The following is a 17,262-nucleotide window of genomic DNA, read 5'->3' as shown; positions in this document are numbered from 1 at the left end:
TGTGTTGAACCGTGGCAGCGGTTTCTGTAATCGGATAGAAGCCGCAAGAGGCCAAGGCAAGAGGGTGTGCATGTTGAAGGTAGTGAACCGGTTGAAACCAGCGACGAAATCGCTTGTGTTTGTTGCCTGTCTGGCTGCGGCCGGGGCCTGTACGCCGATCTACAAGAATCACGGCTATGTGCCTCCGGCCGAGGAACTGGCCGAAATCAAAGTGGGCGTCGATACGCGCGACAGCGTGGAAGAAGCCATCGGCGCACCGGGTGCGTCCGGGGTTGTGCGGGATTCGGGCTATTACTATGTCCGCTCGCGGGTGCGCCATTACGGCCCGAAACGGCCCGAAGTGGTGGCGCGCGAACTGGTCGCCATCAGCTTTGATCAACGTGGAGTCGTCAGAAACATCGAGCGTTTTGGCCTGGAAGACGGCATCGTGGTTCCGCTGGAACGCCGTGTGACCGATTCCAACGTTCAGGACAAAGGCTTCCTGCGTCAGCTTTTGGGCAATATCGGCAACTTCAACCCGGCCAATATTCCTGGCGCCAACTGATCGCGCCGGAACCTTGCGTTGGTCACAAGGCAGTCACATGTCTTGTGTTAACGGTGTCGTGCCGACACTCGTGGGTCGGCACCCATGGAGGACGCGACCGTGGCGGCGGCAGTTATGTTGAGCAAGGGGCGCTATCGCGCCCGAATGGCGGAATCGGCCGAGGATATCAGGGCCGCACAAAGCCTGCGGACATTGGCGTTCGGGACCCGGCAATCGGACGTTGACGCTTTTGACGCGCAATGCAGCCATGTCCTGATTGAAGATATGCGATCCGCCGGGCAGTTGGTCTGCTGCTTTCGGATGCTGACAATGGAGCATGGCGGTGAAATCGGACGCAGCTATTCAGCACAGTTCTACGACCTGAGTTCGTTGGAAGGGTTCAGTGGCCGCATGGTCGAGATGGGCAGGTTTTGCGTTCACCCGGGTCTGAACGATCCCGACATTCTGCGTGCCGCCTGGGGTGCAATGACGTCCCATGTCGATCAATACAATGTCCAGATGCTGTTTGGATGTTCGTCCTTTGCCGGGACCGAAACCGGGCGATACCTTGATGCCTTTGCAATGCTCAAACATCGCCACCTGGCCCCGAAACGGTGGTTGCCGCGGGTCAAGGCTCCGGACGTGTTCCGTTTTGCCGCACGTCTGCGGCGCCGGCCGGACGCGAAAAAGGCAATGTCGCGCATGCCGCCCCTGTTGCGAACCTATCTGATGATGGGAGGGTGGGTGAGTGATCACGCGGTTGTGGATCGCCACATGAACACGTTGCATGTGTTTACCGGGCTTGAAATCGGGGCGATCCCTCCGGCCCGAAAACGCCTGTTGCGGGCATTGGCCGGTTAAGATGAGTATTTCCGAAAAGGTGAGGACAGGGCGTTGACGCAGTGTGGCCGCCGGTTTAGCTGGCGGGCATGGCGAGAATTCCTTTGTTGCAGATGTCCGGCATATCCCTGACTTTCGGGGGCGAACCGGTGTTTTCCGAACTGGATCTGGTGGTACAGCCCGGTGACCGCGTGGCGCTGGTTGGGCGCAACGGGTCGGGCAAATCCACGCTGATGAAAGTGATGGCCGGCCTGGTCGAGGCTGACCGCGGTGAAATTGTCGTGCCGCCCGGAAAATCCGTGGGCTATATGGAGCAGGACCCGACGATGGAGGGCTTTGCCACCCTGGGCGACTATGCGTCGAGCGGGTTGGAGCCGGGTGAGCTCTACAAGGTTGAACGGGCTGGTGCGGGGCTGAAATTCGATCCTGCGCGCCCAGTTGAGACTGCTTCGGGTGGTGAGCGGCGGCGGGCGGCACTGGCCAAGCTGATGGCCGAGGCACCGGACCTGATGCTGCTGGACGAACCGACCAACCATCTGGATATCGAAGCCATCGCGTGGCTGGAGCGCGAGCTTGGGTCGACCCGAGCGGCGTTTGTGCTGATCTCGCACGATCGGGCCTTTTTGCGGGCACTGACGCGGGCGACACTGTGGATTGATCGGGGCGCTGTCCGACGGCAGGAGCAAGGTTTTGACGCGTTCGAAGCCTGGCGGGACAAGATCTGGGAAGAAGAAGACCAGCAGCGTCACAAGCTGAACCGCCTGATCAAGTCCGAGGCCAAGTGGGCGGTTGAGGGTATCAGCGCGCGGCGCAAACGCAATCAGGGCCGGGTGCGGGCCCTACAGGCGCTGCGAGCCGAAAAGGCGGCACAGATCAAGCGTCAGGGTTCCGCTGCGATGACGCTGGAGGCCGGGCCAAAATCGGGCCGCAAGGTGATCGAGGCCAAAGGGCTGGCCAAAGGGTTCGGCGACAAGCAGATCGTTCGGAATTTTGATCTGCTAGTGCAGCGCGGTGATCGTGTGGCCTTTGTCGGACCGAACGGGGTTGGCAAGACGACCTTGCTGAAGATGCTTCTTGGGCAGGTGGCGCCGGACGAAGGTTCGGTGTCGCTGGGTACCAATCTTGAGGTCGCGGTGTTCGATCAGACCCGCGCGCAACTGGACCCCGAGATGAGCTTGTGGGACAGCCTGACCGGCGACCCGGATATGCGGGTTTCCGGCAAGGCCGATCAGGTGATGGTTGGCGGGCAGCCCAAACATGTCGTGGGCTATCTCAAGGAATTCCTGTTTGACGAGCGGCAGGCAAGGGCGGCTGTCAAATCCTTGTCGGGTGGGGAAAAGGCACGGTTGCTGCTGGCCAAGTTGATGGCGAAATCTTCCAATCTTCTGGTGCTTGACGAACCGACCAACGATCTGGATGTCGAAACGCTGGATCTGTTGCAGGAGTTGTTGGACGATTACGAAGGAACGGTTCTGCTGGTCAGCCACGACCGGGATTTTCTGGACCGCGTTGCAACGACGACCATCGCGATGGAAGGCAACGGGCGGGCGACCGTCTATGCCGGCGGCTGGTCCGACTATATTGCGCAGCGGGGTGAAGTTTCCGAGAAAAAAGACATCAAAACAAAGCCATCCAAGCCGAAGGTGAAGCAGGAAGCAAAAGCCAGGTCGGGATTGTCCTTTTCCGAAAAGCACCGGCTGGAAAAGCTGCCGGCCGAGATTGAACGGCTGGAGGCCGAGATTGCAAAGCTCGAAGAATTGATGTCCGACCCCGAGCTGTTTACCCGCGAGCCGGTCAAGTTCCAGAAAGCGTCCGAGGCGCTTGTCGAACGGCAAGACAAGTTGTCGGCGGCCGAAGAGGAATGGCTGACACTGGAAGAGAAAGCCCAGGCTGAGTAGACGCCAACTGCGCGCGCCTTATCAGACAGCGTGGAAAAAGCTGCTCAAGACCGGAGTTCGCCTGCTGCTTCGGTTTTGTCGGGGACCGGATCAGCGGATCCGCGTCAATTCGTTCAGCTTGCTTCGGCTGCGAACCCGTCGAGCATTTTTATGCAACTGGCGAGATGAAGCGCGTTCAAATGCGTCTGCGACGGTTCGCGGCTGTTCCCAATTGCATGGAAGGCAACGACACCGGGATGTGTCGCGAACACATGCGGGTCGTTTTGGATTTATTCTCTTTCGGTGTAGGCGATGACGCTTCCGAGTTCGGTGCGATCAAAATCCACCTTGCCCGGGCGACCCCCCTCGGGAACACGTTGACCCGGCGCTGCCTGATCGAAAAACTAGGCGCTGCGCCTCGTGATCAAGGCCCTGGCGGATTGGGGGAAAAGCAGGGTTATCGGTGGGCGCGCACAGGCCGGGCAGGGTTTCCAGCGACGGTCTCGCCGGCGGGAACGTCTTTTGTCACCACACTGCCCGCTCCGATGATGGCATTGTCGCCGATCGTAACGCCCGGCATGATGATCGCCGCCCCGCCGATCCAGACGTTTTCGCCGATCCTGACCGGGTGGGCGACTTCGAGCCCCCGAGCGCGCAAGGCAGGATCTTTCGCGTGTTCGGCGCAATAGATCTGCACCGCAGGTCCAAGCATCGTGTCATTCCCAATCGTCACCGGCGCGGTGTCGAGCACGACACAGCCTGCGTTGAAAAACACGCGGTCTCCCAACGACAGGTTTATTCCGTAGGCACAGTGAAACGGAGCCTCGAGAAAGCAATCCCGTCCAACTCCCGCAAAAAGCGCATCCAGTTCCGGCGCGATGGCCCCACGGGCATCCGGCGGGCATGTGTTATGGGCATGAACGGCCCGGCGCGCTTCGGCGCGAAGCGCATCCAGTTCCGGGTCAAGGCAGCAATACCATTCACCCGCTTCCATTTTCTGCCGCTCGGTCATGAGCCCCGGTTTAGCGCATACGCAGGGCACCGTCGATGCGGATGACCTCACCGTTCAGATAGCCGATCTCGACGATGAAGCCGGCCAGTCGTCCGTATTCATGCGGATCGCCAAGGCGGGCAGGGTTCGGGACGTCGGCGGCAAGCTGTTGTTGCACCTCTTCGGGCAGGCCCGCCAGCATCGGGGTCATGAAAATGCCCGGCGCGATGGTCATGACGCGAATGCCGGTCGAGGCCAGGTCGCGGGCCATTGGCAGCGTCATGCCCACGACACCGCCTTTCGAGGCCGCATAGGCCGCCTGACCCTTTTGCCCGTCAAACGCAGCGATCGAGGCGGTGTTGATGATCACCCCACGTGCCCCATCTGGTTCGGGTTCATTCTTTGCCATTTCGACAGCGGCCAGCCGAGACACGTTGAAGGTGCCAACCAGATTGATGTCGATCGTATGCTGGAAAGCATCCAGAGGGTGAGGGCCATCCTTGCCGACAGTCTTGATACCATAGGCGATACCTGCGCAATTCACCGTGGCCGTGATCTTGCCCATCTTGTCCATGCCATGGCGCATGGCTGCGGCCACCGACTCTTCGTCGGTCACATCCGTTTGCACGAAATGCCCGCCAATCTCGGCGGCGACCTGTGCGCCGCGATCTGCATCACGATCCAGAATGGTGACCTGCGCGCCTTCCGAGGCGAAGTGGCGTGCTGTGGCTTCGCCCAGACCGGACGCGCCTCCGGTGATGAGGGCGGCAGTGGTGGACAGGTGCATGGTGAACTCCTCCCAAGAATATGAACACTTGTTCAATAACTGCATTTTGGGGTCAGTGTCCACAAATTTGAGAAAGCAGGATCCTGGTTGGCGGGTAAGGTCCTTGGCCCCGATGTTTCGGCCGATCCTCAACAATACTTAATGCCGACTTCACGAAAACGCGCCTGTTCGTGAGCGAAGAACTCAGCGCCTTTGTGTGTTTATCCGCCAGGAGGATCTGTTATGGTAATAAGTACGAAACATATACTGGGTGCAGTTGTCGCTGTGCCTGTTTTTGGAATGGTGATGGTTGGCGATGCTGCTGCCGCACCGGAAACCTGCAACTGGAAAACGGCTCGAAATCTTGCCAACGCAGGGGACTATGCCGGGTTGTGCGATTGTGTGCAGGTAACCCCGAGTTTTCTGGACAGGCTTCAAAAGCGGGCCGACTTTGAAACAACCTTGAGTGTAACCGGGGCGCAATGCCCGGGGCTGGCCGCGTTGCTGACGGATTTGCCGACGGCAAGCCTGTCTGGTTCCGCAGAAAATCGGGGTGAAAGCCGCGGCTCTGAACCCGGTGGGTCTGGATTCGCCGATGCTGGTGGAACTGTCGGAGGCGGTGAAAGTGGCCCCAGCGGCGCGTCTGAAGAAAGCGAAAACAATGGAGGCGGCCAGTCCGGCGGTGGAGGAAGTGAATCCGGCGGCGGAAGTGAATCTGGCGGTGGAGGTGACTCCGGCGGTGGAGGTGAATCCGGTGGCGGTGGCGAATCCGGTGGCGGTGATGAATCCGGCGGTGGAGGTGAATCCGGTGGCGGTGGTGAATCCGGCGGTGGTGAAGGCAAAGGCGAAGGTAAAGGCGGCAAGGGTAAAGGTGGTGGTAAGGGCAACAACGGCCATGGCAATGGCGGTGAAGGCAGCAGCCCGGGCCGCGGTCATAACGCCAACAATGACGAAAGTGGCGACCGGCCCGGTCGTGGCGGCGGAAAAGAACGCAGATAAGCACGGCTTACTGAATGAAAAACGGCCACCCGTTTGGGTGGCCGTTGCAGTTTCGTGTCTTTCAGCCTTGCCGGGTCAGCCCAGTTGAACCAGCGCGTGGCGCTTTTTGCCTGCGCTCAGCTTGATCGGCGAAGACAGGGCATTTGCGTCAATCATCAGCCCGGCATCGGTCAGTGGCGCGTCGTCCAGCTTGGCGCCGTTTTCGGCGATCAGGCGCTTGGCCTCTTTGCCGGATTTGGCGAGGCCGGATTTGACGATGATCTGCACGATGGACATGCCGTCACCCAGTTCGGCCTCGCTGAGGGTCAGAGTCGGAAGATCCCCGCCCACGCCACCCTTTTCGAAGACTTCGCGCGCAGTGGCTTCGGCGTTCGCCGCGGCCTGCGCACCATGGGCCAGAGTCGTCACCTCGTTGGCAAGACGGATCTTGGCCTCGTTGATCTCGGATCCTTGCAGCGCGCCCAGACGATCGCACTCGTCCACCGGCATTTCGGTGTAGAGCTTCAGGAACCGCCCGACATCAGCGTCGGTGGTATTGCGCCAGAACTGCCAGAACTCGTAGGGCGAGCGCATGTCTGCGTTCAGCCAAACCGCGCCGTCCTGAGATTTACCCATTTTCTTGCCGTCGCTGGTGGTCAGCAGGGGCGAGGTCAGGCCATAGATCTCGTGATCCAGCACGCGGCGGGTCAGGTCGATCCCGTTGACGATATTGCCCCACTGGTCGCTGCCGCCCATCTGAAGCAAGCAGCCATAGCGGCGGTTCAGCTCCAGGAAGTCATAGGCCTGTAGGATCATGTAGTTGAATTCGAGAAAGGACAGTGATTGTTCACGGTCCAGTCGGGATTTCACCGATTCAAAGCTCAGCATCCGGTTGACCGAGAAATGACGCCCGATGTCGCGCAGGAAATCGAGGTAGTTCAGGTCGTCCAGCCACTCGGCATTGTTCAGCATCAACGCTTTGTTCTCGGCCTCTGTGTCATAGTCGATGTAAGCCGAGAACACCTTTTTGATGCCCGCGATGTTTTCGTCGATCTGTTCGGGTCCCAGCAGGGGGCGTTCATCCGCGCGGAACGAAGGGTCGCCAACCTTGGTGGTTCCGCCGCCCATCAGGGTGATCGGCTGGTGACCGGTTTTCTGGAACCAGCGCAGCATCATGATCTGGATCAGGCTGCCCACATGCAACGACTTGGCCGTGGCATCAAAGCCGATATAGGCCGGTTTGCACCCACTGATCAGCGCGTCGTCAAGGCCCTGATAATCGGTGCAGTCGGCGAGAAAGCCGCGCTCGATCATCGTGGCGATGAAATCCGATTTGGGGTGGTAGGTCATATCGTGCCCTTTGGGTTAATGTTGCGGGGCACTGTATAGGCGGCAGCGCGTGGGAGGAAAAGCCACCTTTTCACCTCGGGCGCGGGGTGCGGTCGAGGGTGTCGATCGAGACACGCGCCTTGAGAAAAAAATTGCCGGGCCGGTCCGGAACGCTTGCCTTTGCGCCCCAACAGAAGGCACGTTGACCGGGCTGCAACCCAAAGGTGAAATCCCGGACCCGGAGGCGGCGAAAGACACAGCCAATTCAGGAGGCAGGCTTGGGCCAGACCATCGCGAAATACGGAAAGCTCCGGGCTTTGGGCGCAATGTCCGGCACATCCATGGACGGGGTTGATGCCGCAGTGGTGGAAACCGACGGGCATTCGATTTACGGGTTTGGGGAAAGTGGATACCGCGCGTATTCGGATGCGGAACGCGACGTGTTGCGCGCCGCGCTGGGCCAGTGGCATGGTCCCCAGGTCGATGCGGCGGCAGAGATGGTGACGATTGCCCATGCCGAAGCACTGTCCGAGTTCGAGGATGTGGATCTGATCGGTTTTCACGGACAGACGCTGTCGCATGAGCCGCGCGGGCGCGGGACCTTGCAGGTCGGTGACGGGCTGGGGCTGGCGCAGGCCCTTGGGCGCCCGGTGGTCTGGGATTTCCGCAGCGACGATGTGGCGATGGGGGGCGAGGGGGCTCCGCTTGCGCCTTTCTTTCATTTCGCCTGTGCCAAATGGTTCGGCGCGGACCGGCCGCTATGTTTCCTGAACCTGGGCGGGGTCGGCAACCTGACCTATGTGGATCCGGCGTTCGAAGGCCCCGAAGCGCCCGGAGCGTTGCTGGCCTTTGATACAGGCCCGGCCAATGCGCCGGTCGATGATCTGATGCAGGCCCGGCTGGGGCTTCCGATGGACCGCGACGGGGCGCTTGCGCGCGATGGAACGGTGGAAATGGGCGCGCTGGAGCTGTTTCTGGCCGAGCCGTATTTTTCTCGCATGCCGCCGAAATCCCTGGACCGGAACGATTTTTCGGAAATGATCGGTCTGGTCAAGGAACTCAATGACGCTGACGCGGTGGCGACTCTGACCGGTATGTGCGCCGCAGCTGTTGTGCAGGGGATGGAGCACTGTCCGAAACCTCCGTCCTGTGTGTTGGTCACCGGGGGCGGCAGGCGCAACCCGGTGCTGATGGAGATGTTGCGCGTGTCGCTGGATTGCCCGGTCGAACCGGTTGAGGCGGTGGGGCTGGACGGCGACATGCTTGAGGCGCAGGCGTTTGCCTATCTGGCGGTGCGCGTCGCGCGGGGATTGCCGACCTCTTGTCCTGGAACCACTGGCGTTCAGGCGCTTGTCGGTGGCGGGGTCGTCAGTACGGTGTCGATGGACCCGGTCGGATAACCCGATCCGAAAACAGTTCAAAAAAACAACTCTTTGTGCGACGATTGCCCGGACCGATGGATCAGGGACATGGCAGCATGGCGACCAAGGCAGAGCTCGAGGCCGAGTTGGAGGAGTTGCGGAAGCGGAATGCGACGTTGGAGGCGCAGGCCGAAAAGGAAGCGGGTTCCGAAGATCCGCCTGAGGGTACCAAATCGTCGGATGAAATCCGGCAGCTGCTGGAAGACCACGGGATCGACCTGAGCCAGGTTCAGTCCTTGGGACATGACGTTGTCGAGGAGTTCGGTCGGCTTCAGAAAGACTATCCGATCACGGCGTTGCTGATTGCGTTTTCGCTTGGGTACGTCGTCGGGCGCGCGCAGGGCTAGGAGGCAGGTTATGAGCAGGCTGAGCAAGAACCTGGTTACGATCTATCGAACCGAACGTTTGATCGCACGCCGCCGTCTTGGGGTGGTTCAGCAACAGACCGTACTGATGGGCATCGCGGGCATCGCGGCATTGTCGGCGGTGGTGCTTTTGAATGTCTCCTTGTTCTTGGCGCTTCAAAGCTCGATGTCACCAGCATCGGCGGCGGCGCTGTTGGCCTTTGGAAACATCGTTTTCGCCGGGCTTATGGTGCTGATTGCAAGACGCCGAAGTATCGACGACGAAGTCGCACCGGCCGTCGAGGTGCGCGATATGGCCATAGCGGATATTGAAGACGAATTGGAGGAGATGACCGCAGAGGCCAAAGAGGTTGTGCAGGCGGTCAAGAGCATTGGATCGAACCCTTTGGGATCGGCAGCGACGCTGCTGGTACCGCTGATCAATTTGTTGATCAAAAGCCGAAGCGACAAATAGAGGCGCAACCCGAAGGTTCATCGGCACACCGGAGCGCCCTTGCGGCGGGCCGTGTCAAAATGGAAATGCCCGACGTGATAGCGGTCGGCGTCCGGGCCAAGCACGGTTCCGAATATGCCGCAGGCGCCTTCGTGCAACTCTCGCAAGACAGCGCCTTGCGCGTTGTTCCATCCGTCCCGGACCGTGATCTGTGTTCCGTCCTTTAGAACGAAGGTCGATATGTCGATCGCCCTTCCGCGCGCATGTTCCGAGATGCGTGAGCGCGGCTGGTTGTTCTGGGTCTTGCAGGCATAGTGGCCAACGATCCGCATCCCCTTCAGCCCGCCGCCCATATCGGCAAAGGCTGGCTTGGCCGTGTTTTCGATCCACGTTTTCAGCGTGACCGCTGTCTGGCAGTCCATCAATGAGAATTGGCTGAGTGCGATATCAGATATTTTGTAAACCCGAACTGGGTTCGTGATCCCGCATCCGCGGGCCTTTCCCGCGACGGGCTTGCGTGTTTCACCCAGAATGGTCCAGTCGCCGCACACGGCGCCCCGTTCCTGCATTCGTTCACGGCCCACTTCGAATTGCCGAAACTTGCAGGGTCGCAGGGCAGGACGCCTGGAAACCAGCACCGCAGGTTCGACTGTCACGGTCGCGTCAGCATCTTCAGCCGTTTCTTCCCCGATCAGCTCAGGCGCAGTCAGATCGGATGCAATACGGGCCTCGGCGCAAGTGGGCTCTGCGCTGGCGAATGCCGCGCTTTGACACAAGAACAAGACAGTCAGCAGGACCTGCTTCATTCTTACTCGTTACTCCGTCGCCTGTGGCTGCGTGTACAGAATGATCAATGGGCAACCGTCTGTAAACTGACCTTTTCAGGGATCGTTATGTAAACATTCACGCCTTGGGGATATCGAAGCCCGGTGCAGCAAGTTCGAACCCCTCGAACTGGAAACCGGGCGAGACCGTGCAACTGACCAGCGTGTAATCACCCGTGCTGCGGGCGGCTTGCCAATGGCCTTCCGGGACGATCAATTGTGGTGCGCCAGAGGAAAGATCGGGGGTCAGCACATGTTCGGTGGCGGGGCCTTGGTCCATTGCGCTGAGCGACAGGACAAGCGGTGCGCCGGCATGGTACAGCCAGATCTCGGTCGCATCAACACGGTGCCAGTGGCTGCTTTCGCCTTTCTGCAACAGGAAGTAGATGCAGGTGCCGGTGGGGCGACCTTCGTTTTCTGCGCGCCATGTCTCGGCGTACCAACCACCTTCAGGATGGCGTTGCAGGTTCAAGCGGTCGATAATCTCTTGTGCGGTCATGTGGTTCCTCGTGTTTGGGTGCGATTATGCACGGGCCGGTGTGATCCGCTATGGTATTCATGCGTCCGAGGGATATGTTTACGACATGACCCTGAAAATCCCCTTCGATAACTCCTATGCCCGTCTGCCGGATGCGTTCTTTGCACGGCAGTCACCGGTTCCCGTGCGCGCGCCAAGGATGATTGCGTTCAACGATGATCTGGCCAAATTGCTGCGGATATCGCCCGGAGACGTCCAGGACATGGCCGAAGCCTTTGCGGGAAACAGTATTCCCGAAGGTGCCGAGCCCATCGCACAGCTTTATTCCGGGCATCAGTTCGGGCAGTACAACCCGCAGTTGGGCGACGGACGTGCGGTGTTGCTGGGCGAGACGGTCGGAACGGACGGGGTGCGCCGGGACATCCAGCTGAAAGGTTCCGGCCCTACGCCGTTTTCCCGCCGGGGCGATGGCCGGGCCTGGCTGGGGCCGGTGCTGCGGGAATATGTGGTATCCGAGGCGATGCATGCCCTGGGCATTCCGACCACACGTGCCTTGGCAGCGGTGGAAACCGGCGAGACCGTCTTTCGCGAAGCTCCGATGCCCGGAGCGGTTCTGACCCGGGTTGCATCCAGTCATCTGCGGGTGGGGACATTTCAGGTTTTTGCAGCGCGTGGGCAGATGGACAGCCTGAAGCGCCTGACGGACTATGCCATTGCGCGGCATTATCCCAAGGCAGAAGGGCCGATGGGCCTGTTGCGTTCGGTGCGCGATGCGCAGGCCGGTTTGATTGCACGATGGATGAGCGTGGGGTTCATCCATGGGGTGATGAATACCGACAACTGCTCGATCGCGGGTGAGACCATTGACTATGGCCCATGTGCGTTCATGGATACGTATCACCCCAACACCGTCTACAGCTCGATCGACCGGATGGGTCGTTATGCCTATTCGAACCAGCCCGATATCGCGGTGTGGAACCTCGCGCAGTTGGCAACGGCCTTGATCCAGCAGATGGACGACAAAGAGGCCGCCGTGGAAGAGGCGACCGAGATCGTCCACGCGATGCCGGACCTGCTGCAACAGAACTGGTTGTCCCGGTTCCGGGCGAAGATCGGACTGGCAACCGCAGACGAGGGCGATCAGGAACTGATCACCGATCTTCTGAAGCGCATGGCCGAGGGGCAGGCGGATTTCACCAATACCTTCCGGGCGCTGGGCGGCGGCACGGCGCGGGATCAGTTCCTTGACCCGGCAGCGTTTGACACCTGGGAAAAAGACTGGCGCGCACGTTTGGCGCGCGAAGCGGCGCCACAGGAGGTGATGGCCGCCGCAAACCCCGCATTCATTCCGCGCAATCACCGGATCGAACAGATGATCCAGGCGGCGGTGCAAGGCGACTATGCGCCCTTCGACCGGTTGAACGCCGTGTTGGCGCGGCCGTACGAGGATCAGGGGGATGCGGAAGACCTGAGGCGTCCTCCGGCCGAAAATGAGGTGGTTCATGCGACATTCTGCGGGACATAACGCGCAGCCCACGTCTATTTCCGCAGGATTTCCAACACCGCAGCGCTGACGATCAGGGTGGCGCCCAGAAATTCCCGCAGGCCAAATGGTTCTCCTGACAGGGCTGCGGCCGACGCGATGCCAACGACAACCTCGCTCATCAGCAGCAGACCGACCTTTGCGGGGGACAGCTTGGTTGCTGGCCAGATGGTCATGTAGATCATGGGCAGGACATAAAAGGCCGACAGCTGCGCGTATCCCGCTATGCGGATCGACTCTTCGCTTGTGATGTTCGGCAGGGTTTGGCCCCCAAGCATCAGCAGGCTGACAAGCGACAGCAACAACGCGCCAATCACAAAGGCAAAGACCTGACCCGAGATGGTCATGCTGCCAGCCTTGTAAAGGCCCAGTGTGCCCAATGCCCAGCATATGCCCGATGCCAGCGCCAACCAGTCGCCCAAGTTCTGCGGCCATGGCACGAATCCGGCGCCTCCAAGCACGACAAACAGCCCGCCAAGCCCGCAGATCAGGCCCGCAAGGCGCATCAGGCTCAGGCGTTCTTTCAGAAATACGACGCCCAGAATCGTGCCCCAGATCGGAGTGAGATAGAACAACAGGATCGAGCGGACGACGTCGGTGTAGACAAGGCTGATCGAATACAGGCTGAATGCAGCCCCTGTGAACATTCCGCTGAGCATCAGATCGCGCCATTGCCGGGCCAGCATGCGCCTGTCGGACCAGACAAAGGGGATCAGCGCAATCAGGGCCGCGCAGTACATTGCGATCCCAGACCAGGGGCCGGTCAGGCCCTGATCGTAGAAAAACCGCACCGGAATCCAATAAAGGCCCCACAGCGCGCCGCCTGTCACCAAAACCATACTGGCCCGGGTGCTGTTGTCGGGTTGGGTCTGGCTCAGGCTCATGCGGGCCCCGCTTTGGCTGCGATGCGTTGTCGTCACCGCATCGGGATAGAGCGTTGCAGGGCCGGGGATCAAGCGGAACCTTCGCTTTGATATCAGTCACGTTTCAATCGCCGAAATAGCAGGCAGATTGCCGGGGGCGGGTGTCGTATCGGAATTGTCGCAGCAGGAAACCGAGCACAGGGGTTGCGCCTCACGTCAGGCATGGCACTTTAGGGTCAATTCATTTGGTCACGCCCTCATGCCAACTTCGTCCACGCTGCGTATCGCAAGCTACAACATCCAGAAATGCGTCGGGTTGGATTTCCGGCGTCAGCCCCAGCGTATTCTGCAAGTCATCGAAAACATGAAAGCGGATATCGTGGTGTTGCAGGAGGCCGACAAACGCCTGCCGCCCCGTCCGGCCGCGCTGCCGCATTTCATGTTGGACGAGGCGGGATGGCAGATCGTCGATCTGGGCGGCGCGGGAAGTCTGGGCTGGCACGGCAACGCGGTGATCTGGCGCGGAGAGGGGATCTCGGTCCGCCGAAAAGGGCATCACGAGTTGCCGGGGCTGGAGCCGCGCGGGGCGGTTCGCGTCGAGTTCGACACCCATATCGGGCCCTTGCGCGTGATGGGTATGCATCTGGGACTGCTGCCAGCGTCGCGGCGACAGCAGATTTTACACATTCGGCGGAACGATTGGGACATGGACCAGATGCCGACTGTTTGGGCCGGTGACTTCAACGAGTGGTCACGTCAGCCAGTTCTGGATCATCTGGTCCCCGAAATGCGGTTTCTGCCCCCCAGACCAAGTTTTCCCGCCGCGCAGCCCCTGGGCGCGCTGGATCGGATCGCGCTGGGCAGCGGAATACAGGCCGTGGCGCACGGTGTTCACGACACACGTCCCGCGCATATCGCATCTGATCACCTGCCGGTCTGGGCCGATCTGACGCGCGCCAGATCAGAAGGTCGCAAAAGGTGAAATCCCTGTAGCGAAACCTGCGCAGACATATTAAGACAGACACCCGAGCAAGTCTGAGGGGCATCATGTCGGAAACGATTATTGGGCGTTGTGAAGCCAAGGGGCTGCGCATGACCGGTCAAAGAAGGGTCATCGCGCAGGTGCTGGAACAGAGCGACGACCACCCGGATGTCGAGGAACTCTATGCGCGGGCGTCTGCCGTGGATAAAGGCATTTCTATTGCAACGGTCTATCGCACGGTCAAACTGTTCGAAGAGGCTGGTATTCTGGAACGCCTTGAGTTCGGCGACGGACGGGCCCGGTACGAGGACGCCGAGCGCGATCATCACGACCACCTGATCGACATGCAGTCAGGAGAGGTAATTGAATTCGTCGACCCCGAGATCGAAGCCCTGCAGGAAAGAATCGCCGCGAAGCTTGGGTACAAGCTGAAGGGGCACCGGTTGGAGCTGTATGGCGTTCCGCTGGAAAAGGACTGACCCATCACGAAACGCGATTGATGCCCTCACTTTAATTCATCAGGCGTGACGGGAATTGTCTTGCCAGATGCCGTTGGTTGAGGTTGTTGTGCATCTACAGGCACCAGATGTGCCCTTTCCAACGGACGCGCAAATGAACAACGTAAACGGCATCCTGCTGCTCATCGGGTCGATGGCGGCCTTTGCACTTGAGGACATGTTCATCAAGCTCCTGTCCGGCTCTGTGCCGACAGGGCAGATCATGGTGTTTCTGGGCGTGTTTTGCGGGCTCGTGTTCGCCACGATGTCAGTGGTCACCCGCAAGCGGATCCTTGACCCCGTGGCATGGAAAACCCTGCCATTGATCCGCGCCGCGACCGAAGGCTTTGGCGCAGTGGCGTTCGTGACGGCGTTGTCGCTGATCGACCTGTCCACCGTTGCGGCCGTGTTTCAGGCCATGCCGCTGGTCGTCACCATGGGGGCGGCCCTGTTTCTTGGAGAGCAGGTCGGCTGGCGCCGCTGGAGCGCGATCGGTGTCGGCTTTGTCGGTGTTTTGATGATCATCCGCCCGGGGATGGAGGGCTTTCGGCCGGAATCCCTGTTTGTGGTGTTGTCCGTGGTCGCAATTGCGGCGCGCGATCTGATCACCCGCAAGCTGGACCCACGCGTGCCCTCATCCGTCGTTGCGATGCAGGCCTATATTGCAGTGGCTGTGGCCGGCCTGGTTTTGATGGTCATGTCCGGGGCATCCTTCGTGCCGGTTCAAGCCGGTCAAACGGGCCCTTATGCGGGGGCGATCGGATTTGGCGTGCTGGGCTATTACGGCATTGTCACTGCGATGAGGGTGGGCGAAGCCTCGGCCCTGATGCCGTTCCGGTACACGCGTCTGGTGTTTTCGATCCTTGCTGGAATGCTGGTGTTCGGTGAACGCCCTGATGCGCTGACAATGGCGGGGGCGACCCTGATCATCGGTTCGGGTCTTTATACCTTTGTCCGCGAACGGCGTCTGGCGCGGGAACTGGCACCCGCCTGACCCTGTTGGCGCAAACAACGAATTGTTAGCCCTAAATGTCCGGGAATATGCGTGTTAGCGTTAACGGAACCGGTTTACTTTTGGCCGGTTGCTGCTATGACGCGTGCAACCGACCGCAGTCACAGGGACAGGCTTCATGAGCACCATCATCGACATCCACGCACGCGAAATTCTGGACAGCCGGGGCAATCCGACAGTCGAAGTTGACGTGATTCTGGAAGACGGCACCATGGGCCGCGCTGCCGTGCCCTCGGGCGCGTCCACCGGTGCCTATGAGGCGGTTGAAAAACGCGATGGCGACAAGGCGCGCTATATGGGCAAAGGCGTTCTGGAAGCCGTCGCCGCCGTGAACGGCGAGATTGCCGAAGAACTGGTGGGCTTTGACGCGACCGAGCAGGTGGCCATTGACCAGGCCATGATCGAGCTGGACGGCACCGAGAACAAGGGCCGTTTGGGTGCAAACGCTATTCTGGGTGTCTCGCTGGCCACTGCGAAGGCAGCGGCGGATTTCACCACCCAGCCGCTCTATCGCTATGTGGGCGGCACCTCGGCGCGGGTTCTGCCGGTTCCGATGATGAACATCATCAATGGTGGCGAACATGCCGACAACCCGATCGACATTCAGGAATTCATGATCATGCCGACCGCCGCCGCGAACATTCGCGAAGCGGTGCGCATGGGGTCCGAGGTGTTCCACACGCTGAAAAAGGAACTGTCAGGCGCAGGTCTGGCGACCGGTGTGGGCGACGAGGGCGGTTTTGCCCCCAACATTGCCTCGACCCGTGAAGCATTGGATTTCATTCTGAAATCCATCGAAAAGGCGGGCTACAAGCCGGGTGAGGAAATCCATCTGGCGCTCGATTGCGCGGCGACCGAGTATTACAAAGACGGAAAATATGTTCTGTCGGGTGAGGGCACGACCCTGACATCCGAGGAAAACGCGGCCTATCTGGCGGCGCTGGTCAATGACTATCCGATCATCTCGATCGAAGACGGCATGTCCGAAGATGACTGGGATGGCTGGAAGGCCCTGACCGATGCCATCGGCGACAAGGTGCAACTGGTTGGTGATGATCTGTTCGTGACCAACCCGGAACGTCTGGCCGAAGGGATCGAACGTGGCTGTGCGAACTCGATGCTGGTCAAGGTGAACCAGATCGGCTCGCTGACGGAAACCCTGCGTGCCGTCGATATGGCGCACCGCGCGCGCTACACCAACGTGATGTCGCACCGTTCGGGCGAGACCGAGGACGCGACCATTGCCGATCTGGCCGTGGCGACCAATTGTGGTCAGATCAAAACCGGCTCGCTTGCGCGATCGGACCGGTTGGCGAAATACAACCAGCTGATCCGCATCGAGGAGTCGCTGGGGGAAGTGGCCGAATACGCCGGCGCGTCGATCCTGAAATAAGCATGAAATGGGGGCCAATGGCCCCCATTTCTTATAGTTCCGGTCTCTGATTCACCAAGCGGTCGTTCCGCTGCCCGTGTCGCAATCCGCGTGACGGATCAATTGGTGCTGTTGACCCTTCGGAACTCTTGGATCCAAGCGATTCTT

18 protein-coding genes are annotated in these 17,262 nt (G+C 60.2%); 12 read left to right on the top strand and 6 right to left on the bottom strand.

All coding sequences use genetic code 11. The annotated features are described in order from the left end of the window. Positions 1-70: 70 nt before the first annotated feature. The 3 genes from GOW56_RS03130 to GOW56_RS03120 all read left to right on the top strand — a co-directional run bounded on the left by GOW56_RS03130 (position 71) and on the right by GOW56_RS03120 (position 3,261). Complete coding sequence (locus tag GOW56_RS03130) at positions 71-544, top strand: outer membrane protein assembly factor BamE (RefSeq protein ID WP_171204903.1); 474 nt, start codon at positions 71-73, stop codon at positions 542-544. A gap of 84 nt (positions 545-628) precedes the next feature. Continuing rightward, on the top strand, positions 629-1,384 hold the full coding sequence (locus GOW56_RS03125) for a GNAT family N-acetyltransferase (protein ID WP_171167761.1): 756 nt from the start codon (positions 629-631) through the stop codon (positions 1,382-1,384). Between the two features lie 68 nt (positions 1,385-1,452). Continuing rightward, positions 1,453-3,261 carry an ABC-F family ATP-binding cassette domain-containing protein gene (locus tag GOW56_RS03120; RefSeq protein ID WP_254447143.1) on the top strand — a complete coding sequence of 603 codons (1,809 nt, stop codon included), beginning with the start codon at positions 1,453-1,455 and terminating at the stop codon, positions 3,259-3,261. A 436-nt stretch (positions 3,262-3,697) separates the two neighbouring features. Here GOW56_RS03120 and GOW56_RS03115 read toward each other — a convergent pair whose 3' ends face one another. Both GOW56_RS03115 and GOW56_RS03110 read right to left on the bottom strand, forming a co-directional pair. Continuing rightward, positions 3,698-4,252 (bottom strand): sugar O-acetyltransferase, encoded by a 555-nt coding sequence (locus GOW56_RS03115; protein ID WP_171204902.1) that lies wholly within the window; start codon positions 4,250-4,252, stop codon positions 3,698-3,700. A gap of 10 nt (positions 4,253-4,262) precedes the next feature. Then, entirely contained in the window at positions 4,263-5,018 is a 756-nt protein-coding gene (locus GOW56_RS03110) for a 3-hydroxyacyl-CoA dehydrogenase (protein ID WP_171204901.1), read from the bottom strand. Between the two features lie 574 nt (positions 5,019-5,592). Between GOW56_RS03110 and GOW56_RS03105 the strand changes: the two genes are divergently transcribed. After that, positions 5,593-6,084, top strand: coding sequence for a hypothetical protein (locus tag GOW56_RS03105; RefSeq protein ID WP_171204900.1), 492 nt, complete (start codon positions 5,593-5,595; stop codon positions 6,082-6,084). Here the strand turns inward: GOW56_RS03105 and tyrS are convergent. Continuing rightward, positions 6,072-7,325, bottom strand: coding sequence for a tyrosine--tRNA ligase (gene tyrS, locus GOW56_RS03100; RefSeq protein WP_171115528.1), 1,254 nt, complete (start codon positions 7,323-7,325; stop codon positions 6,072-6,074). The genes GOW56_RS03105 and tyrS overlap by 13 nt on opposite strands. A 305-nt stretch (positions 7,326-7,630) precedes the next feature. On the opposite strand from tyrS, the gene GOW56_RS03095 reads away from it, so the two are divergent. The 3 genes from GOW56_RS03095 to GOW56_RS03085 all read left to right on the top strand — a co-directional run bounded on the left by GOW56_RS03095 (position 7,631) and on the right by GOW56_RS03085 (position 9,544). After that, positions 7,631-8,704 carry an anhydro-N-acetylmuramic acid kinase gene (locus GOW56_RS03095; RefSeq protein ID WP_371807870.1) on the top strand — a complete coding sequence of 358 codons (1,074 nt, stop codon included), beginning with the start codon at positions 7,631-7,633 and terminating at the stop codon, positions 8,702-8,704. Between the two features lie 77 nt (positions 8,705-8,781). Beyond that, complete coding sequence (locus GOW56_RS03090; protein ID WP_171614249.1) at positions 8,782-9,072, top strand: hypothetical protein; 291 nt, start codon at positions 8,782-8,784, stop codon at positions 9,070-9,072. A gap of 10 nt (positions 9,073-9,082) precedes the next feature. Next, positions 9,083-9,544, top strand: coding sequence for a hypothetical protein (locus tag GOW56_RS03085; protein ID WP_171204898.1), 462 nt, complete (start codon positions 9,083-9,085; stop codon positions 9,542-9,544). 17 nt (positions 9,545-9,561) lie between these two features. Here the strand turns inward: GOW56_RS03085 and GOW56_RS03080 are convergent, their stop codons facing one another. Then, positions 9,562-10,329 carry an extensin family protein gene (locus GOW56_RS03080; protein ID WP_171204897.1) on the bottom strand — a complete coding sequence of 256 codons (768 nt, stop codon included), beginning with the start codon at positions 10,327-10,329 and terminating at the stop codon, positions 9,562-9,564. A 97-nt stretch (positions 10,330-10,426) separates the two neighbouring features. Beyond that, positions 10,427-10,846: a cupin domain-containing protein gene (locus GOW56_RS03075; protein WP_171115536.1), complete on the bottom strand. Its 420-nt coding sequence runs from the start codon at positions 10,844-10,846 to the stop codon at positions 10,427-10,429. An 85-nt stretch (positions 10,847-10,931) separates the two neighbouring features. Here GOW56_RS03075 and GOW56_RS03070 point away from each other — a divergent pair, with 85 nt between their 5' ends. Further along, a complete protein-coding gene (locus GOW56_RS03070; protein WP_171205033.1) occupies positions 10,932-12,350 on the top strand; it encodes a YdiU family protein in 1,419 nt (472 codons plus the stop codon). Positions 12,351-12,364: 14 nt separating this feature from the next. Here the strand turns inward: GOW56_RS03070 and GOW56_RS03065 are convergent, their stop codons facing one another. Then, positions 12,365-13,324 (bottom strand): DMT family transporter, encoded by a 960-nt coding sequence (locus tag GOW56_RS03065; protein ID WP_171204896.1) that lies wholly within the window; start codon positions 13,322-13,324, stop codon positions 12,365-12,367. Positions 13,325-13,490: 166 nt separating this feature from the next. Here GOW56_RS03065 and GOW56_RS03060 point away from each other — a divergent pair, with 166 nt between their 5' ends. From GOW56_RS03060 to eno, 4 genes are all read left to right on the top strand, one after another. After that, positions 13,491-14,213, top strand: coding sequence for an endonuclease/exonuclease/phosphatase family protein (locus GOW56_RS03060; protein ID WP_152458217.1), 723 nt, complete (start codon positions 13,491-13,493; stop codon positions 14,211-14,213). Positions 14,214-14,278: 65 nt separating this feature from the next. Next, positions 14,279-14,692, top strand: coding sequence for a Fur family transcriptional regulator (locus GOW56_RS03055; RefSeq protein WP_152458216.1), 414 nt, complete (start codon positions 14,279-14,281; stop codon positions 14,690-14,692). A 133-nt stretch (positions 14,693-14,825) separates the two neighbouring features. Next, a complete protein-coding gene (locus tag GOW56_RS03050) occupies positions 14,826-15,704 on the top strand; it encodes a DMT family transporter (protein WP_171204895.1) in 879 nt (292 codons plus the stop codon). A 136-nt stretch (positions 15,705-15,840) separates the two neighbouring features. Next, positions 15,841-17,115 carry a phosphopyruvate hydratase gene (gene eno / locus GOW56_RS03045; RefSeq protein ID WP_171115541.1) on the top strand — a complete coding sequence of 425 codons (1,275 nt, stop codon included), beginning with the start codon at positions 15,841-15,843 and terminating at the stop codon, positions 17,113-17,115. The last annotated feature ends 147 nt before the right edge of the window (positions 17,116-17,262 follow it).

Source organism: Ruegeria sp. HKCCA0235A (assembly GCF_013033235.1).
Classification (GTDB): Bacteria; Pseudomonadota; Alphaproteobacteria; order Rhodobacterales; family Rhodobacteraceae; genus Ruegeria.
This window is presented reverse-complemented; position numbering and strand designations above follow the sequence as displayed.